Here is an 18,639-nt window from a genome sequence, read left to right as displayed (position 1 = left end):
ACCGGCTGCCCCGCCGGGGGGCGGCCCCACCCCCCCCCACCCCCCCCCCCGCGGCCCTGACGGTGTGACGTCGGATCAGCCGTTGAACTCGGCGACGTTCTTCTTGGTGACGACCTTGACCGGGACCTTCACCATGGCGTCGATCTTCTCGCCCTTGGCGGCCTTGACGGCGTTCTCGACGGCCAGCTTGCCGAGCAGCTTCGGCTGCTGGGCGACCGAGGCGAACATCGAGCCGTCCTCGACCGCGACCAGGCCGTCGGGGGTGCCGTCGAAGCCGACGACCGTGACCGACTTGCCGGCCTTGTTGCCCAGGGCCTTGATCGCGCCGAGCGCCATCTCGTCGTTCTGGGCGAAGACGCCGTTCACGTCGGGGTGGGCCTGCAGCATGTTGGTGGTGACGTCCAGGCCCTTGGTGCGGTCGAAGTCGGCCGGCTGCGAGGCGACGACCTTGATGTCCGGGAACGCCTTCAGACCCTCGGTGAAGCCCTTGCCGCGCTCGTTGGCGGCCGAGGTGCCGGTCACACCCTGGAGGACCAGGATGGTGCCCTTGCCACCGAGCTTCTCGGCGAGCGTCTTGGCGGCGAGCATGCCGCCCTCGACGTTGTCGGAGGCGACGGTGGTGGTGACCTCGGCCTTGTTGACCGTGCGGTCCGCGGCGACGACCGGGATCTTCGCGTTGTTGGCGGACTTGACGGCCGGGCCCGCGGCGTCGGAGTCCACCGGGTTCACGATGATCGACTTCACGTTCTGGCTGGTGAAGTTCTGGATCTGGTTGGCCTGCTGCGAGGCGTCGTTCTGGGCGTCGGTGACGGTGAGGGCGATGCCCTGCTTGTGGGCCTCGGCCTGCGCGCCGTCCTTCAGCTGCACGAAGAAGGGGTTGTTGAGGGTGGAGACCGACAGGCCCACCTTCATCTTGTCATCGCCCGAACCGGAGTTGCAGGCCGTGGTGGTGAGGGCGAGCGTGGCGACGGCCGCGACGGCGATCGAGAGGTGCTTGGTACGCATGGTTCTCTCCTTGCAAGTGGAATGCGGGTGGCTGATCCGCAGGGGACGGTAAGACGGAGGGGGAAAACGGTGACGCGGTCAAGCGGTCAAGAAGTGACGCGGTGAAGCGGTGGAGCGGAGGGGTACGGCCGGTCAGGAGCGGCGGCGCAGCGTGTCCACGAGGACGGCGAGCGCGATGACGACACCGATGACGACCTGCTGCCAGAAGGCGGAGACCGAGAGCAGGTTGAGGCCGTTGCGGAGCACGGCGAGGATCAGCGCGCCGATGAGCGTGCCCGACGCCTTGCCGACACCGCCGGAGAGGCTGGCGCCGCCGATGACGACCGCCGCGATGGCGTCCAGCTCGTAGCCGTACGCCGCCTGCGGCTGCGCCGAGGCCAGCCGGGAGGCGAGGACGATGCCCGCCACGGCCGCGAAACCGCCGGCCAGGGCGTAGATGACGATCTTCTGGCGCTTGACGCGGATACCGGAGAGGCGCGCGGCCTCCTCGTTGCCGCCGATCGCGTACATGGTGCGGCCGATGTACGTACGGTTCAGCACCACGGCGGTGATCAGACCCATGGCGATCATCACCAGGACCGGCACCGGCAGCCAGCCGCCGAGGGTGGCGCCCAGCTGGGACACCGAGTCGGGGAACGCGATCGGGCTGCCCTGCGAGATCACCAGGGCGAGGCCGCGGCCGATCGACAGCATCGCGAGGGTCGCGATGAAGGGCGGCAGCTTGCCGAAGGAGATGAGCGCGCCGCTGACCAGACCACAGGCGATGCCGGTGGCGAGGGCGAGCACGATCGAGAGCCAGACCGGCAGGCCCATGGTGGTGGCGGTGTACGCGAGCACGGTGGCCGAGAGCGCGGCGACCGAGCCGACCGACAGGTCGATGCCGGCCGAGACGATCACGAACGTGACACCGAAGGCCAGGATCGCGGTGACCGCCGCCTGGACACCCACGTTGAGCAGGTTCTGGGTGGAGAGGAAGTCCCCGGACAGGAACGACATCGCCACGGCCAGGACGACCAGGGCGGTGAGGGCTCCGTTGTCGAGGAGCAGTCGGCGCAGGGCGGGCGCCTTGCCCGTGTCCTTGCCGCTCTTGAGCGTGTCAGTGGCCACGGGAGCCCTCCACATCCTTTACTGCGGTGTTCGTTGTCGCTGCGGCGCTGACGGCCAGCGCCATCACGGCGTCCTGCGTCGCGTCCTGCGCGGCGAGTTCGCCCGCGATCCGGCCCTGGGACATGACCAGGACGCGGTCGCTCATTCCCAGGACCTCGGGGAGGTCGCTGGAGATCATCAGTACGGCGTGACCGGAAGCGGTCAGTTGATTGATCAGCTGGTAGATCTCGACCTTGGCGCCCACGTCGATGCCGCGGGTCGGCTCGTCGAGGATCAGCACCTTGGTGTCGGCGAGCAGCCACTTGCCGATGACGACCTTCTGCTGGTTGCCACCGGACAGGGTGCCCACGTGCTGGTGCAGTCCGGCCATCCGGACCTTCAGCTGCTTCGAGATCCGGTCGGCGGCCTTGCGCTGCCCGGCCCGGTCGACGAAACCGGCGCGGCTCGCGCGGCCCAGCGTGACCAGGCCCAGGTTCTCCTGGACGGTCGCGTCGAGCACCAGGCCCTGGCCCTTGCGGTCCTCGGGGACGAGGCCGATCCCGGCGTCCATGGCCGCGTTGACGTCGTACGGGCGCAGCCGCCTGCCCTGCACCTCGACGGTGCCGGAGTCGTACGGGTCGGCGCCGAAGACGGCGCGGACGACCTCGGTGCGGCCGGCGCCGACGAGCCCCGCGAGGCCGACGACCTCGCCCGCCCGCACCTCGAAGCCGACGTCGTGGAAGGTGCCGGCCCGGGTGAGCCCGCGGACCTTCAGCAACGCCTGCCCGGCGCCCGCGCGTTCACGCGGGTACTGCTGCTCGATGCTGCGGCCGACCATGAGGCGGACCAGCTCGGCCTCGGGGGTGTTCGCCGGGACCTGGTCGACGCTGCGGCCGTCGCGCAGGACGGTGACGCGGTCACCGAGGGCGGCGATCTCCTCCAGGTGGTGCGTGATGAAGACGATGCCGACGCCGTCCTCGCGCAGCTTCCTGACGATCCGGAAGAGCTTCTCGACCTCTTCGGTGGTCAGGACGGCGGTGGGCTCGTCCATGATCAGCACGCGCGCGTCCAGGCTGAGCGCCTTGGCGATCTCGACCATCTGCAGCCGGGCGATGCCCAGTTCGCGGACGAGGGTGCGCGGGTCGACGTCGACACCGACCCGGGCGAGGAGCGCCTCGGCCTCGGTGTTCATCCGCTTGCGGTCGATGAGACCGAAGCGGCGCGGCTGGCGGCCCAGGAAGATGTTCTCGGCGACCGTCAGGTCGGGAACGAGGTTGAACTCCTGGTAGATCGTGGCGATTCCGAGGCGCTCGGAGTCCTGCGCACCCTGGATGCGCACCTCCTGGCCTCCGACCGTGATCCGTCCGGAGTCGGGGCGGTAGGCGCCGGAGAGCATCTTGATGAGCGTGCTCTTGCCCGCGCCGTTCTCACCGAGCAGCACATGCACCTCCCCGCGGCGCAGGTCGAAGTCGACGCTGTCGAGCGCCACCACGCCGGGAAAGGTCTTGCGGATGCCTTCGATGCGAAGCAACTCGTCCGGGTTGCTCACGACATGCTCCTTTGCGGGGGAGAGGGCCGCGCGGCGGGGGACCGCACAGCGGACGGCTCGCCGGGCTCGCCGGTCTCGCCGCAGGAGCGGCGGACGACGAGACGAGCGGGGAGGGTGACGGACGCGGCGGCCCGTCCTTCGACGCGGTCGACGAGCGCGCGGACGGCGGCCCGCCCCAGCTCGGCGGTCGGCTGGGAGATCACGGTGATCGCGGGGTCGGTGTGCACGAACCAGGGGATGTCGTCGAACGCGGCGAGCGCGATGTCGTCGGGGATCCGCAGGCCGCGCGCGCGGATGGCGTCCAGCGCGCCGAGCGCCATCAGGTTGTCGGCGGCGAACACCACCTCGGGCGGCTCGGCCAGGTCGAGGAACCGCTCGGTGGCCCGGCGTCCGCTCTCCGCCTGGAAGTCGCCCTGCCCGATGTACGCGTCGGGGAGCGGCAGTCCGTACTCGCTCATCGCCGCGCGGAACGACTCGACGCGCTCGCTGCCGGTGGTGGTCGCCGCCGGGCCCGCGATGATCGCGAGCCGGCGGTGGCCGAGCGCGTGCAGGTGGGCGACGAGGTCGTGGACGGCGGCCCGGCCGTCGGCGCGGACGACGGGGACGTCGACACCCGCGATCCAGCGGTCGACGAACACCATGGGGGTGCCGTTCGTGGCGGCGTTCAGCATGAGCGGGGAGCCGCCGTCGGTGGGGGAGACGAGCAGGCCGTCGATCCGCCGGTCCAGCAGGGTGCGTACGTGGTGGTCCTGGAGGTCGGGGCGCTCGTCGGCGTTGCCGATGATCACGCTGTAGCCGAGCTCGCGGGCCTCCTCCTCGACCGACCGGGCCAGGTGGGCGAAGTACGGGTTCACCACGTCGCTGATGACCAGGCCGAGGGTGCGGGTCTCGTGGGTGCGCAGGGAGCGGGCGACGGCGTTCGGCCGGTAGCCGAGCGTCTCGACGGCGGCCTGCACCCGGGTGCGCGCGTCGTCGCTGACCGACGGGTGGTCGTTGAGGACACGCGACACCGTGGCGACGGATACGCCCGCCGCGGCGGCGACATCCTTGATGCTCGCCATCGCCGGAAACACCTCCTTGTGAGTCCGTTCGCACATACCGGCCTGGAATCGTTTACACGGCCGACACGAAGGATTGGAATCGATTACATGGAGGTGGGGCAAGAGAAATCGGAGGGTCGAGATCCGATTGTGACCTGATGTGACTGGTGACGCTCAGATGAGCGAAGGGGGTAAAACGGTCCGTCGCCCCACCGTGCGACACGGCGGCGGCCCTCCACCGGCCCCGCCGGGTCTCGACAGGGGTGGCGAGGGTCGACGAGGGGCCGTGGGAGACGACGAGGGCCGCTGTCAGGTTCCGAAGCCGACTGCACGGATGACCGAAGCCCTCTGCACTCCGGCGTGAGTGGCCCTGTCGCTCCAGTCGGCGCGAGTTGATGTGGCGCCGTAGGCTCCGCTGGCCAGGACCGTAGGGAGCCCAGGTAGGCCCTAGCGTGGCCGTTGACGTCGCACGGCCAGGGTGGCGGAGAGCGCCGCTGTGACGGCGGCCAGGGGCAGGGCGCCCCGCAGGGCGTAGCCGATCCCGTCGGAGAAAGGCATGGCTTCCGCGGCTTGCAGAGCCAAGCCGATGCCGCCTGCCGCGATCAGCCAACGTCCGGCTGTGTTCCGCGCGAACATCAGCAGCACGCCGATGGCGAGCATGGCTGTCCCGACGCCGAACAGCGTCATCCGCACCATCAGTTCGTCGCTCGGTATCGCACCGATGTCGACGGCCTGGGCGGTTGCGACGGGGATGACCGGAACCGTGAGAAGGCATACCAACGCCGTCACAACAGTCGCGGTTCTGGCGGGGGGCTTCTGGATATTGGTCGGTGCCGTATCGGGTTGAGGGGGGCCCTGACCCGCCACGGGTGTGTACCCCGCGATGGTTCTCCGCGCACGCGTCTGAACAGGTCGGGCACCCTGCGGCGCAGTTTTCTCGGCATCGACCGCCAGGGGCGGTGACGTTGGCGAAGCGACCTTGGGGAGATGATTCAGCAGCGTCGCCTGGTGGGTGACGGTTTCCGCGGTGCGTTTGGTGAGCAGAGCGCGCATGGCGAGCGCGATGCGCCTCGGGGCGTCGCCGTAGACAACCCGGAGCGGAGTCGTGGCTGACATGGTGGGGGGTGGGGTGGGCTCGCCTGTTGATGGCGTGGGCTGAGGTGCGTGGTCGAGTTGTCGCAGGGCCTGGGCGACGTCGACGGCGTTTGGGTACCGCTGGTCGGGGTCCTTGTGCAGAAGGCTGAGCACGAGGTCGTCCCAGGTAGATGGGATGCCCGCGGACACGGAGCTGGGGGCGGGCGGTTCCTGGGTGAGGTGGGCCGTGAGGTAGCCCAGGGTGTCGGGAGCCTGGAACGGCAGCTGGCCCGTGATCAGTTCGAAGAGAAGGCAGCCGAGCGCGTACAGGTCGCTGCGCGGTTCCGGGAAACCGCGTGCTTGTTCGGGCGCCATGTACGGGGGCGTGCCCACGATGAAGCCGGTCTGGGTGAGGCGGTCCGAGGTCGCGTAGGGGTCGGCCGCCCGCGCGATGCCGAAGTCGAGGACCTTCACTGTGCCGGAAGGCGTGATGAGGATGTTGGAGGGCTTGATGTCCCGGTGCATGATTCCGGCGCTGTGCGCGTCGGCAAGCGCGTCGCATATCTGCGCGCCCCATCGGGCAGCGTCCGGCAAGGTGACCACGTCCCGGCGTAGCTTCGCGTCCAGGCCCTGGCCTCGCACTCGCTCCATCACCAGGAACGGGGCCTTGGCGTCCCCTGTGTCGGTCTCGCCGAAGTCGTGGACGGTCACGATGTTGGGGTGCTGCAGCTGGGCGGTGATCTGTGCCTCGCGCAGGAACCTGGCGCGTGCCTCGTCACCGCGGCTTCCGCCACCGGCGAGCAGGGAGATCACCTTGACTGCGACGGGCCGCCCCAGCGTCTCGTCCTGCGCCTCCCATACTTGCCCCATTCCGCCCTCGCCGAGTTGTTTTACCAACCGATAACGGCCCCCAAGGAGCTGGTCTCGCACTGCTACGCCTCCCCCGTTTCGAACATTCCTGTCCCTCCTGCCGGCGAACCGGCGCGATGGGGATCATGACGTGACCGCGAAGGCGACACGCCCGATACCCAGAGACCCGCCCAATGCCAGGGACCTTCGCCAAGACGGCCACCCTGATCCGGATCAGCTTTCCATCCCAGACGCGTCCCCGGCTGCGGAGTGGGGCTGTCGACTACCGCTCGCGCAGGGCTTCCGCTCCGTCCGATGACCTCGACTTGCTGCGGGTCAGGAGCCAGGGTCATTGTGAGTCTCCGGACGGCGCGATGGCAGAGACTGCGTCCGCGAGGTAGCGGTGAAGCGAGGTCTTGGGGATTCCGGTCTTCGCCGCGATCTGTCCGAGGCTGGTGCCTTGCTGCTTCAGCAGTCGGGCGTACTCGATCTTGTCGGCGGGGTGGGCGACGGGGCGGCCGATGTGGCGGCCGGCGGCTTCGGCGACGGCGCGCGCGTGGGCGGCGCGTTCGGCGGTGAAGGTGCGTTCCATCTCGGCGAAGAGGGCCAGCAGCAGGAAGGCGATGCGCCCCATGCCCTCGTCGGCGGTGTTGATCGGCAGCGGGTCGGCCAAGGAGCGCACGCCGATGCCCTTCTCGCCCAGATCGTGGACGAGGTTGAGGACTTCACGGAGATTCCGACCGAGCCGATCGAGGGTGTAGACCACGATGACATCGCCGGAGCGGGCGTAGGCGAGCAGGCCGGCCAGGCCGGGGCGCTCCACGGTGGCGCCGCTCTTCTTGTCGACGTAGGTCCGGCTCTCGGGGATGCCAGCCGCGCCGAGCGCGTCGAGTTGGCGTTCCAGACTCTGTTTGGTGGTGGAGACCCGCGCGTACGCGAGTTCGAGCCCGCCCGCGGGGTGGTGGTTGGTGGTTCCCATAGCCGGACCGTACCGGAAATCGGCTCCGTAAGGGGGTTCCGGAACGCCCTCTCTGGAACGACTTCCGGAACGGCTCGCGTGGCGATCCGCTTAGGACGCATGTCTCCTGACGCCCCGTCCGGCACCCTGTTCCACTTCCATGGAAGTGGAACACCGTCAGATGAGGTCGAGACGCCCCAGTTCGCGCGCGCTGGGCAGGAACGCGGCGGGGACGCCTTCCTCGTGGAGGGAGGCGCGCTCCTTTTCGAAGTGATCGAGGGTTCGGCATCCGATGGTCAGCAGGGCGAGGAGCTGCCGCGCGGTGGGCGGGTCGGTGCGGGCTGCGGTGAGTGCCTCCTCGAACGCGGTCATGAAGTCCTGCCAGGCGTTGCGGTACGGGGAGGGTTCGTCGCCGTCGTAGACGTAGTCGTGGGGTGGGACCTGAAGTGCTGAACCGAGGCGCCCGCGGACGGTGATCAGGCCGTCAGCCGCCATCTGGAGCGCGGTGGCGGCGGCGTCCCACATTGCCTCCCGGACCTCGTCTTTCAGCTGCTCAAAGGGGCGCCAGACGTTCAGCCCCGCGCGTTCCGGGTGTCCGGTGTTCTGCCAGATCAGCCGCAACGTTTTCTTGCCGTGGGCGCCTTGGCTGCTCGCGGCGAGGCTGACCTCGTCCAGGAGGGAGCGCAGGAGGCGGAACCACACCCCGGCGTGCACGTTCCTGCCGGGCAGGGCGACTCTGCCGGTGGTCAGTGCCTGGTGGGTGTAGTGGTCCAGGGCGGCACGGGGCGGCTCCAGCGGCTCCCGGTGCGTTTCCCGGCCCAGGATCAGCGCGGCCCTCACCTCGGAGATGTCCAGGAGGCGGCAGTCGTGCTCGACGCAGCTGGTCATCAGTGCCAGCCGCCACATCAGTGACATGCCCCGGTCCGGGTCGGCGACACAGACCGGACAGGCTCGCAGAGCGCCGGGGTGGGGAAGAAGCCACGGCCCCGCCCATCCCGGCTTGAAGCGCAGCACGTGATGCGTCGCGGCCTTTCGCGCGAAGAGAACGGAGTTGTCCCTCACGTAGGCGTCGAAGACCGACTGCGCGTCCCGGACACCCACGGGGAGCATGTCGAAGAGCCAGGGAACCCAGCCGGTCATAGTCATCGACCGAAGTCGGCTGAGGTCCACGCCAGTCTTCTCGGCGAGCGACACGAGTACCGCCGTCGGCGGGTTCAGGTCGAGATCGACCGGAGGGGCCAGGTCGACCAGGCCGAGGTTGTGCCGCAGCAGGTCGTGCACCGGCATCTCGTACAGCTCCGCGAGCCGCCCCAGCCACGACGACAGCGCTTGCAGCGGGCCGGGCTGCGGGTGCAGCGGCCAGCGCCGGACCGCGCTCACGTCAGCTCGCGCTCGAAGAGACGGCGCCGTTCGGTCGGGCCGACGTACGGCGCGAGCAACAGGGTGCGCTGGTTGATGGCTTCCTCGCCGGACTCGATCGCCGCGACAGCAGCATCGGTGAGCAGGTGGGCCAACTTGCCGATCGTTCCCTCGCTGCGGGTGAGCAGGTAGCCGGCCATCTCGGCAGTGGCGATCGGCGAGGCCCGGCGCAGAGGGAACGACGCGGCGAAACTCGCCAGCAGAGAGCAGGCGTCGACATCGGCATCCCAGCGCGCCAGCGTCAGCGGCGCGAACCGGTTCTCCAACTGGTCGTCCGCACGAATGGCCAGGTAGGCGTCCCGGGTACCGACACCGACCAGCGGGATGCGCAGCTCGTTGCCGAGATATCGCAGCAGGTTCAAGAACTCCCGGCGCTTGTCGCCGCTGCCGCCGAGGACGTTGTGCAACTCGTCGATCACCAGCACCCGCACCTCAGCCGCCCGCAGCAGCCGCAGTACCGCCTGTTCCAGGTCGGCCACCCGGTATCGGGTACGCAGCGGCGCGCCGAGCGCGGCCAGCAGAGCCGTGTAGAAGCGGATCACTGACGGCTCGGACGGCATCTGCACCACCAGGACCGGGATCTCCTCGCGGTCCGGATACGACACCGGCGGATGGCCGCGGCGGAACTTCTCCACGATCATCGACTTGCCGTTGTTGGTCGGCCCGATCAGCAACAGGTTCGGCATCCGCTGCTTGGACGGCCACGACAGCAGCGTCTCCAGCCGCTCAAGAGCCTCGGTGGCGCGCGGGTAGCCGATCCACCGGTCCGCCCGGACGTAGCGCAGCCGCTCCGCATCCGGCAGCCGCGCGATCTGCTGCGCGGCCGGGACCAGATGCGACAGGTCCACCGCAGCGTCCTCGTCCTCGTTCACCACTGCTCGATCACCTCGAACGGCCTGGCCACAGCCTTGCTCTCCTGGCCCACATCGGAGGCGGGCGCCTTCGGAGGCGTCACCGTAGGCTGCGGCCGGAAGGGTGCCTCAATGCGACGCTGGCGGTCGCGGCGGGCCTTGCGGGTCGTGGTCGCGGCGGTGTCGGTGATCTCCCGCATCTGCGCCACCATGGCGAACAGGGCATTCTCGTCGACCTCCGCACGGCCCAGCTCGCGCAGCCGCCGGGCGGCGGCCTTCTGCTCCCACGCGCTGATCGGCGGCCGCGACAGCGTCCGATAGGGGACCTCCAGATACGCGGTGCCGTCCGGGGCCAGGACCCAGATCCGGCTGATGTCACGCGGATCCCGGCGCAGCACGAACCGGCCCCACCGCTCGCGGCGGGCGATCCACGGCTTGAGCGCGTCGCTGTAGTACTGCACGCGGTCGATCACGAACCCCGACCGCGACAGAGTCCTGCGGATCACCGGCAGGAAGCCCACCAGGAAGGCGGTCTCGTTGGTCACCGTCACCAGCGGCCCCGACGCGGCGGCCTTCTCGGACCAGACCCCGGCCGGAGGGCGGCCCAGTGTCTCGTGGACCTGGCCGTGATAGCCGGCCACCGCCAGCGCCAGCCAGCCCTGCAACTCCCTTACGGTCAGCACGGCCTTGCCGTCGCTGTCGTAGGCGCCGCGCTCGGCGACGGACGAGAACGTGGTGCCCGGCAGTTCGTGCACGAGCTGCATCATCGTGCCGATCAGCCGCTCGACGATCCCGCCGAAGTGGGGCTGGCCGGGCGGCCGGTAACGCAGCTTGATGCCGTGCTGGTCGCAGCCGCGGCGCAGGGCCTCGCTCTTGAACTCCGCCGCGTTGTCCAGGTACAGCTCGCGCGGCTTGCCGCTCATCGGCCAAACCGCCTCCACGCCCAGCCGCTCCAGCCACGGCCGCTTGTCCATCGCCGTGTGGGCCAGACACAGCCCGACCGAAGTCGCCGACGGCGCCTCCAGCGTCACCACCAGGCCCACCACGCACCGGCTCGCCACGTCGATCGCCGCCGTCAGATATGGACGGCCGATCGGCAGCCGGTGCCGCTCGTCGACCACGATCACATCCACCGGCGTGTGGTCGACCTGAACCTGCTCCAGCAGGCCGGTGTCCGTCGGCGGCACACCGCCGGCCGACCGGAGAGGACGAACCGCCTCTCTTCCTTCGCGTTCCGAGACCGAAGCCACCGGGTCAAGCCGCTCGATCCGCCGCTGTACCGAGCCCCGCGAAGGAGTCCGCAGGCCGCGAGCCAGGCATAGGCGCGTGATCTCCTTGTAGACCGCTGCCACCGAGCGGCGCTGCCGCGTCAAGTACCAGGTCCGTAGCGCTTCCTGGACGATCGTCTCGACCTCACCAGACAGGCGCCCGCCGCCGCGGCCTCCGCTGGAAAGGCCAGGCAGCAGGTCCGACACCACTCCCTCACCGGCGCGCCACCGTCCAAGCAGGACGTACACCTGGCGCCGGGAGACCCGCAGCCGCTCGGCGGCCTCATCCGCCTCGGCCAGCCCCACTGTGTCCTTCGCCGCGAGCGACCCGATCACCTCGGCCTGCCGCACCGCGGTCTCCCACATCTGGGTCGGCGCGGTCAGCACCCCGCGCTCGGCCACCGGTTCCTTGGCCATCCGGAAGCCTCCGTCACGCACACGACTACGGACAACTCGACCGTAACGCAGGCGAGTTCGACCCGTCCGGCGCGTTCGCAGTTCCCTGCACTCGACAGCGAATCACCAGCTCACCCGTGCACGTGACTTCGGAAACTGACAGCCGCGGTCTTACGGAGCGGTGGCGCCCGGCACCGTCGGCAGGTAGCGCGGCGCCCGCCACGCGTCCAGCCGGTCCTCCATCGCCGCGCCCAGCGACAGCAGGGCCGCGTCCTCGCGGTCGCCCGCCATCAGGAGCAGACCGACCGGCAGCTCGCCGACGAACCCGGCGGGCACGGACAGCGACGGGTACCCGGCGACGGCGGCCGGGGTGGAGGACGGGATCACGTCGTCGTCGCCCCGCCCGCAGTCGGTCGTCCAGGCGGGCGGGTTCGCCGGGGAGGCGATGGCGTCCAGGCGGTGCGCGGCCATCGTCTCGTCGATGGACCGCCGGGACAGGTCCTTCAGCTCCGCGCGCATGGCCCGGTAGCCCGGATCCGTGGTCGGCGGCGCGGCCAGGGCCTGCTCGAACAGCTCCTGACCCGCGAAACAGGTCCGCTCGGCCGGATGCGTACGGTTGAACTCGACCAGGCCGGCCAGATCACGCGGCCGGTCGCGCGGACCCCGACGCGTCTTCAGATAGGCGTCGACGTCCCGGTGGAACTCGCTCAGCAGAGCCGGGAACTCCAGCTCCGCGAGCCGGTCCTGATACGGCGGCGTCACCTCGACGACCTCGGCCCCGGCCGCGCGCAGCCGTGCCGCCGTCCGGGTCATCAGGGCGTCCACGTTCGCGCCGAGCGAGGGAAGCCGCCACAGCCCGATCCGCTTGCCGCGCAGGCTGCCGGGGCGCGGCGTCGCGTCCGCGGGGCCGAAGGCGCCGCCGGTGCCCGTGACGTCCTGGCCGCTGAGGACCGACAGGGTGAGCGCGGTGTCCACGACGTTGCGCGCCATGGGGCCGGCCGTGTCCTGCTCGGCGGAGATCGGGACGACGCCGGACTGGCTGACGAGCCCGAGGCTGGGCTTGTGGCCGACGACCCCGTTCATCCCGGCCGGGCACACGATGGACCCGTCCGTCTCCGTGCCGATCGCCACCTGCGCCAGCGACGCGGCGAGCGCCGCCGCCGAACCGGCGGACGAGCCGCACGGGTTGCGGTCCAGGACGTACGGGTTGTTCGTCTGCCCGCCCACCGCCGACCAGCCAGAAGTCGGCTTCGCCGCACGGAAGTTGGCCCACTCCGACAGATTGGCCTTGCCGAGGATCACCGCCCCCGCCGCGCGCAGCCGGCCGACGAGCTCCGCGTCCGCGTCCGGCGGGCGCCCCGCGAGCGCGAACGACCCGGCCGTGGTCGGCATGTCGCGGGTGTCCACGTTGTCCTTCAGCAGGACCGGGATGCCGTCGAGCGGGCCGAGGGTCTTGCCGAGACGGTGCCGGACATCGCTGGCCGCGGCCTGGCGCAGAGCGGTCGGGCTGACGCGCAGCACGGCGTGGATCGTCGGGTCGACGGCCTCGATCCGCCGCAGATACGCCCGGGTCAGCTCCGACGAGGTCAGGTTCCCGCGCTTCATGCGTGCCTGTAATTCGGGGATCGTCACCGTGTCCAGGTCCACGCCGCGGACGACCGCCGGCCCGGCGGGGGAGGCGGAACCGTCGGCGGCCGAGGCGCGCTGCCCCGGCGCGCCCGCCGCCAGCAGGGGTGCCACGGCCAGGGCCGCGGTCAGCACCGTGAGGCTTCTCTTCTTCATGGGGGACACCCCACTGCAGGGCGGCCCCGCGCGCAAGAGGACCTTCCGCGCTTCCGCCCCGCCGCACGCGTCCCACGAGCGGAGCCGGACCCGATTCCCGTACGAGAGGGTCGCACTGACGCCCTGTCGGGAAACGCCCCGGTCACCCCGCCGCCACCCTGCCCCGCCCTGACACGCCCGGTGTCGATGGCCCGTTCGACGGAATGAGCCGGGGCGTTCGGGGCGCCCCCCCCGCCGTGTCGCCGGGATCCTTCCTCTCCTGGCGCACCGTTGCCGGTACTCATGCTGCGAGCGCGCGAGCACACGGAGAGGAACGGCCCGGATGACGCGATGTCAGGGGATGTCCGGTGGCGGGGCCGGACGGCGTCGGCGGGTCCGGCTCTGGGCGGCGCTGCTCGGGCTGGTGGCCGCCGTGCTCGTCGGTACGGGGGCGCCCGCGTCGGGCCAGGGCGACTGGGACTGCCTCGGCGGCCCCGAGACCCGGATCGGCTACCTCTTCGAGGCCGAAGGCTCGGGCTCCGCCCCGTACGACATCGTGCAGGTCGACTACACCACCGGCGCCGCGACGGTGGTGGGCGGCACCCCGGTCCCCGTGGACGGGGTCGGCTTCAACACCTACGACGGCTTCCACTACGCCGTGACCGGCGGTAACACGATCGTCCGGATCGACAGCTCCGGCAACACCACCACGGTCGGATCCGCCGCCGGCAGCGTCTACACCAGCGGCGACTTCGACACGTCCGGCCATCTGTGGCTGATGGGCAACATCCTCCCCGGCGCCTGGGCGGAGATCGACCTGGTGCCGGGATCGCCGACGTACGGACAGACGCTCGCCACCGGAACCGTCACCTGCCCGGGCAACCAGTACCGCGCCCTCGGCGACTGGACCTGGATGACCGGCCCCGCGGGCACCGGCCTGTACGGCGTCGCGGACATGGTGGGCCAGCGCCTCCCGACCATCCTGTTCTTCAACACCGTGACGCGCGCCTTCACCGTCGTCGGCGAGGTGAGCGGGATGCCCGTCGGGATCGGCGGCGTCGACACCCGGGGCAGCTTCACGGACGGCACGTTCCTGTACGTGTACACGTTCACCTCCGGCGCGGTCTACCGCATCGACTACGGCACCCGCGTCGCCACCCAGCTCCCGCAGAGCCCGGGCGCGATCATGTTCGGCGACGGCGCCCAGTGCGCCGCCGCGCACTCCGGCTCCGGCACCGCGCCGACGGTGATCTGCCCGGCGACCACGCTGGCTCCGGGAGCCTCGGTGACGTGTGAGGCGACGTATGTGGTCACCGCAGCCGATGCGCAGGCGGGCGAGGTCACCAACACGGCGAAGGCCACCGCCGACAACCCGTCCGGCACGGAGGTGAGCTCGGCTCCGGCGAGTGCGATCTTCACGACCCACGCCCCGCCGACGTCGTCGCTGAGCCTGAGGAAGTCGGTCACGCCGACCAGCGTCACCCTCGGGGACCAGGTCACGTACACCTACGTGGCCACGAACACCGGGGAGACCTCGCTGTCGGGTCTGTCGGTGGCGGACACCGCGTTCTCCGGTACGGGCACCCCGCCGGACGTGTCCTGCCCGGCGACCACGCTCGCCCCGGGCGCGTCGGTGACGTGCACGGCGACGTACACCGTCACCGAGGCCGACGCCCGGGCCGGACAGATCACCAACACCGCGAAGGCGACCGCCCAGGACCCCTCCGGGGCCGATGTCGCCTCGGGCCCCGCCAGCGCCGTCGTGATCACCAAGGAGACGCCTCCGGCCGCCTCGCTCGGTCTGAAGAAGTCGGTGTCGCCGGAGAAGGCCGGCGCGGGTGACGAGGTCACCTCGGATCCCGCGAGCGCCGTCCTGGTCACCAAGGGGACGCGGCCGCCAGCCGACTCGCTCAAGCTGAAGAAGACCGCGGAGGTCACCGACACCAACCACAACGGACGCAACGACCCGGGCGACATCGTCACCTGGACGCTGACCGTCACCAACACGGGCAGCGGCACCCTGCACGACATCGAGGTCGCGGATCCGGTCGCCGGCCCGGTGACCTGCCCGTCCACGCCCCTCCAGCCGGGCGCCTCGATGATCTGCGCCGCGCCGCCGTACACCCTCCGGGAGGAGGACGCGAAGCGCGGCCACCTCACCAACACCGCCGTCGCGCGCGGCGTCGACGACTCCGGTGAGGTCATCACCTCACGGAAGGCGCGGGTCACGATCCCCGTCCAGCGCGGGCACGGCCCCAAGCCCCCTCCGTACGGGGGCTACTGACCGGCGACGGCGACCGCATCCGACAACCGATGGCCAGCGGGCAACCCACCCGCCGGCCATCGGCGTGTGCGGCGGCTTCAGAAGCTCACGCGGTCGTGCAGGCGGAGCCGTTCAGGGTGAAGTCGGCGGGCTGGGCGAAGGTGCCCGTGTACGTGCCCTGGAAGCCGAACGTCTGGCTGCCTCCCGGGGCGATCCGCGCGTTGTGGCTCACCGGGCTCGCCGTGACGGCGCCCGAGGACGGGGCGACGGTGGCGTTCCAGGCGCTGGTGACGCTCTGGCCGGAGGGCAGGGTGAACCCGAGCTTCCAGTTGTCGACGGCCGTCGAGCCGGTGTTGGTGACGGTGACGTTCGCGGTGAAGCCGCCCGGCCACACGTTCGTGGCATAGGCCACCTTGCAGGCCGCCGGGGTGCCCGGGCCGGGGCCGGAGCCGCCGGTGTTCACGGTCGAGGAGAAGGAGTTCACCGCGAGCCCCGCGCCGTTCTCCCAGGGCTCGAAGCCGGCCTGGACACTGGTCAGGTACCAGTTGTTCTGGGCCATCCCGCGCGTCACGGTCGCCCGGACGAAGTCCATGACGTCGAAGCTCCAGCTGTCGATCGCCGACGGGGCGACGAAGGACAGCACGTCGTTGCCGCCGTTGTTGCCCGACCACAGCTGCCAGCTGCGCCCGCCCACGGTGGCCGTGCCGACCTGCGCGCCCACCGGCTGGATCGGTCCGACCTTGTTGAACCAGATCATGATCTCGGTCCGGTTCACGCCGTCCTTCTTCGGCTCCGGGTCCAGCCAGATGTCGTACGCCGCGTCGTACACGGCGCCGGAGACGTAGGTGTACGAGATGCTGCTGGGCGCGCTGGAGATGGTGTCGAGCCGCGCCGGGAGGTTCGTGCCCGGCGAGCAGTTGGTGTAGTGGCAGCCGTTGAAGACCGAGGGGTACGACTTCGGCGCGCCGTTGGTCGCGACCGCGCCGTCGGCCTGGGTGACCTTGAAGCCGGTGCTGGTGGCGCTGACGCACTGGGCGGCCGCGGTGCCCCAGCGGTTGTTCTGGACGACGTAACGTCCCTGGATCGTGGTGGAGCCGAACTGCTCGCAGATCGTCGTGTCGGCCTGCGCCGGCGCCGTCGTGGTGATCAGCGCGCCGATGGCCATCAGGGCCATGAGAAGACCGCTCAGCAGGGTGCGCGCGGAGCGGGCGGGGGGCGATGACGCTCTCATGCCGGGCCTCTCTCGAAGATGAGGGGATGTCATATGCCGTTCGGGGTGTGGGAGCGCTCCCATGTGTCGATGCTAGGGACTGTAGGAACAGAACGTGTCCCTGACAAGGCTGTGCGCGGCCGAGAAAATGGACGGCGCATGCGGCCCGCCCGGCCCCGCGCGCACCCCTGGCCCCCGTGGCCCCACGTCCCCCGTCCCCGCCCGGCTTCCGTTCCGGGGCCGCCCCGCTTCCGTCCCGGTTCCGCCCCGTCCCCGTCTCCTCCACGGAAGGGCTCCGCCGTATGACCGCCACCTCACCCTCCGGCAGACCCGCCGGCCCCGCCGCCCGCACATCCGCCCGTACCGGTGCCACCGCCGACGGCCGCGTCGAACTCCCGCCGGACGCCGTCCCCGCCGACCCCCGCTTCGTCAACGGCGACCTGCTGCCCGTGCCGCTTGCCGGACGCCGCTGGACCACGTACAACTTCGCCGCCCTCTGGGTCGGCATGGCCCACAACATCCCGTCCTGGCTGCTCGCCTCCGGCCTCGTCGCCCTCGGCATGGACTGGCTCCAGGCCGTCCTCACCATCGCGCTGGCCAATGTCATCGTGCTGCTGCCGATGCTGCTCACCGGGCACGCCGGACCGAAGTACGGCATCCCGTTCCCGGTCCTCGCCCGCGCCTCCTTCGGTCTGCGCGGCGCCAACCTGCCCGCGCTGGTACGCGCCGGGGTCGCGTGCGCCTGGTTCGGCATCCAGACCTGGATCGGCGGCCAGGGCATCTTCGTCCTGCTCGACAAGGTCTTCGGCGGCCACTGGGGCGACGTCGGCCGCATCGCCGGCCAGCCGTGGACGCTGTGGCTCTGCTTCGTCCTGTTCTGGGCCCTCGAACTCGCCATCATCCACCGGGGCATGGACGCCCTGCGCCGCTTCGAGAGCTGGGCCGCGCCCTTCGTCATCGTCGGCGCCCTCGTCCTGCTCGCCTGGGTCACCGTCAAGGCGGGCGGCCTCGGCCCCCTCCTCGATCAGCCGTCCGCCCTCGGCTGGGGTCCCGGCTTCTGGCGCGTCTTCTTCCCCGCCCTCATGGGCATGATCGCCTTCTGGGCCACCCTCAGCCTCAACATCCCCGACTTCACCCGCTTCGGCGCCGGCCAGCGCGCCCAGGCGTGGGGTCAGGCCCTTGGGCTTCCTACCACCATGACCTTGTTCGCCCTGCTGTCCGTGCTCGTCACGTCCGGTTCGCAGGCCGTGTACGGGGCGCCGGTCTGGGACCCGGTCGCGCTCGCCGCCAAGACCGACAGCGTCTTCGGACTGCTCTTCGCCCTGGTGACGGTCCTGGTCGCGACCATCTCGGTGAACATCGCGGCGAACGTCGTCTCGCCCGCGTACGACCTCGCCCATCTCGCCCCGAAGCGCGTCGACTTCCGCCGGGGCGCGCTGATCACGGGGATCGTCGGCGTCCTCATCATGCCGTGGAAGCTCACCTCCACGCCCGAGCTGTACATCTTCACCTGGCTCGGACTGGTCGGCGGGCTGCTCGGCACGGTCGCCGGCATCCTCATCGCCGACTACTGGCTGGTCCGCCGCACCGTCCTCGACCTCGCGGGTCTCTACCGGGTCGACGGCCCCTACTGGTACCGGGGCGGCTGGAACCCGGCGGCCGTGCTCGCCTTCCTCGTCGGCGGCGTGCTCGCGGTCGGCGGGTCGCACTCGGCGCCCGGCGCCGGACCGTTCCCCGAGGACGGCCTGATCCCGTTCCTCAAGCCGCTCGCCGACTACGGATGGGCGGTCGGACTCGTCGCCTCGATGCTGATCCACACCGCCTGCATGGCCCGGCGTTCCCGCGCCGACCACGCCCCTCGCACGGGCGGGTGACGGCGCGACACCGGCCGGGCCGCGGCCGGAGCGGGT

The 18,639-nt window shown here is 70.7% G+C and carries 11 protein-coding genes and 2 pseudogenes; 2 read left to right on the top strand and 11 right to left on the bottom strand.

Annotated features, from left to right (window positions below):
- Window positions 1-75 precede the first annotated feature (75 nt).
- The 10 genes and pseudogenes from ABZ693_RS36205 to ABZ693_RS30480 all read right to left on the bottom strand — a co-directional run.
- Window positions 76-912: pseudogene (locus ABZ693_RS36205) on the bottom strand (D-ribose ABC transporter substrate-binding protein); the annotation flags it as partial.
- Between the two features lie 228 nt (window positions 913-1,140).
- Window positions 1,141-2,112: pseudogene (locus tag ABZ693_RS36200) on the bottom strand (ABC transporter permease); the annotation flags it as partial.
- On the bottom strand, window positions 2,102-3,640 hold the full coding sequence (locus ABZ693_RS30515; protein ID WP_359883937.1) for a sugar ABC transporter ATP-binding protein: 1,539 nt from the start codon (window positions 3,638-3,640) through the stop codon (window positions 2,102-2,104). The pseudogene ABZ693_RS36200 and the gene ABZ693_RS30515, both read right to left, overlap by 11 nt.
- Window positions 3,637-4,701 (bottom strand): LacI family DNA-binding transcriptional regulator, encoded by a 1,065-nt coding sequence (locus tag ABZ693_RS30510; RefSeq protein WP_359883935.1) that lies wholly within the window; start codon window positions 4,699-4,701, stop codon window positions 3,637-3,639. The genes ABZ693_RS30515 and ABZ693_RS30510 overlap by 4 nt, the downstream gene beginning before the upstream one ends.
- A 426-nt stretch (window positions 4,702-5,127) precedes the next feature.
- Window positions 5,128-6,684, bottom strand: a complete 1,557-nt coding sequence (locus ABZ693_RS30505) for a serine/threonine-protein kinase (RefSeq protein WP_359883932.1) — start codon at window positions 6,682-6,684, stop codon at window positions 5,128-5,130.
- Between the two features lie 268 nt (window positions 6,685-6,952).
- Window positions 6,953-7,582 carry a recombinase family protein gene (locus tag ABZ693_RS30500; protein WP_359883931.1) on the bottom strand — a complete coding sequence of 210 codons (630 nt, stop codon included), beginning with the start codon at window positions 7,580-7,582 and terminating at the stop codon, window positions 6,953-6,955.
- A gap of 156 nt (window positions 7,583-7,738) precedes the next feature.
- Window positions 7,739-8,941: a TniQ family protein gene (locus ABZ693_RS30495; protein ID WP_359883928.1), complete on the bottom strand. Its 1,203-nt coding sequence runs from the start codon at window positions 8,939-8,941 to the stop codon at window positions 7,739-7,741.
- The gene (locus tag ABZ693_RS30490; protein ID WP_359883925.1) at window positions 8,938-9,852 is read right to left on the bottom strand and encodes a TniB family NTP-binding protein; all 915 of its coding nucleotides are present in this window, start codon (window positions 9,850-9,852) and stop codon (window positions 8,938-8,940) included. Before ABZ693_RS30490 ends, ABZ693_RS30495 begins: the two co-directional genes overlap by 4 nt.
- Window positions 9,849-11,516, bottom strand: a complete 1,668-nt coding sequence (locus ABZ693_RS30485; protein ID WP_359883922.1) for a TnsB C-terminal domain-containing protein — start codon at window positions 11,514-11,516, stop codon at window positions 9,849-9,851. Before ABZ693_RS30485 ends, ABZ693_RS30490 begins: the two co-directional genes overlap by 4 nt.
- A gap of 150 nt (window positions 11,517-11,666) precedes the next feature.
- Entirely contained in the window at window positions 11,667-13,277 is a 1,611-nt protein-coding gene (locus tag ABZ693_RS30480) for an amidase family protein (protein WP_359883919.1), read from the bottom strand.
- Window positions 13,278-13,599: 322 nt separating this feature from the next.
- Between ABZ693_RS30480 and ABZ693_RS30475 the strand changes: the two genes are divergently transcribed.
- Window positions 13,600-15,540: a DUF7507 domain-containing protein gene (locus ABZ693_RS30475; protein ID WP_359883916.1), complete on the top strand. Its 1,941-nt coding sequence runs from the start codon at window positions 13,600-13,602 to the stop codon at window positions 15,538-15,540.
- An 85-nt stretch (window positions 15,541-15,625) separates the two neighbouring features.
- Here the strand turns inward: ABZ693_RS30475 and ABZ693_RS30470 are convergent, their stop codons facing one another.
- On the bottom strand, window positions 15,626-16,750 hold the full coding sequence (locus ABZ693_RS30470) for a glycoside hydrolase family 12 protein (protein ID WP_359883914.1): 1,125 nt from the start codon (window positions 16,748-16,750) through the stop codon (window positions 15,626-15,628).
- 281 nt (window positions 16,751-17,031) lie between these two features.
- Between ABZ693_RS30470 and ABZ693_RS30465 the strand changes: the two genes are divergently transcribed.
- Window positions 17,032-18,603: an NCS1 family nucleobase:cation symporter-1 gene (locus ABZ693_RS30465; RefSeq protein ID WP_359883911.1), complete on the top strand. Its 1,572-nt coding sequence runs from the start codon at window positions 17,032-17,034 to the stop codon at window positions 18,601-18,603.
- Window positions 18,604-18,639 lie beyond the last annotated feature (36 nt).

The sequence above is a fragment of the Streptomyces laurentii genome, assembly GCF_040635425.1.
In the GTDB taxonomy this organism is placed as follows: domain Bacteria; phylum Actinomycetota; class Actinomycetes; order Streptomycetales; family Streptomycetaceae; genus Streptomyces; species Streptomyces laurentii.
The sequence above is the reverse complement of the archived record's forward strand: the minus strand, read 5'-3'. Positions and strand labels throughout refer to the sequence as shown.

Coding starts and splice junctions, on each gene's coding strand:
- ABZ693_RS30500 (WP_359883931.1), bottom strand. CDS start 7,582: ATGGGAACCACCAACCACCACCCCGCGGGCGGGCTCGAACTCGCGTAC.
- ABZ693_RS30465 (WP_359883911.1), top strand. CDS start 17,032: ATGACCGCCACCTCACCCTCCGGCAGACCCGCCGGCCCCGCCGCCCGC.
- ABZ693_RS30470 (WP_359883914.1), bottom strand. CDS start 16,750: ATGAGAGCGTCATCGCCCCCCGCCCGCTCCGCGCGCACCCTGCTGAGC.
- ABZ693_RS30485 (WP_359883922.1), bottom strand. CDS start 11,516: ATGGCCAAGGAACCGGTGGCCGAGCGCGGGGTGCTGACCGCGCCGACC.
- ABZ693_RS30480 (WP_359883919.1), bottom strand. CDS start 13,277: ATGAAGAAGAGAAGCCTCACGGTGCTGACCGCGGCCCTGGCCGTGGCA.
- ABZ693_RS30510 (WP_359883935.1), bottom strand. CDS start 4,701: ATGGCGAGCATCAAGGATGTCGCCGCCGCGGCGGGCGTATCCGTCGCC.
- ABZ693_RS30475 (WP_359883916.1), top strand. CDS start 13,600: ATGACGCGATGTCAGGGGATGTCCGGTGGCGGGGCCGGACGGCGTCGG.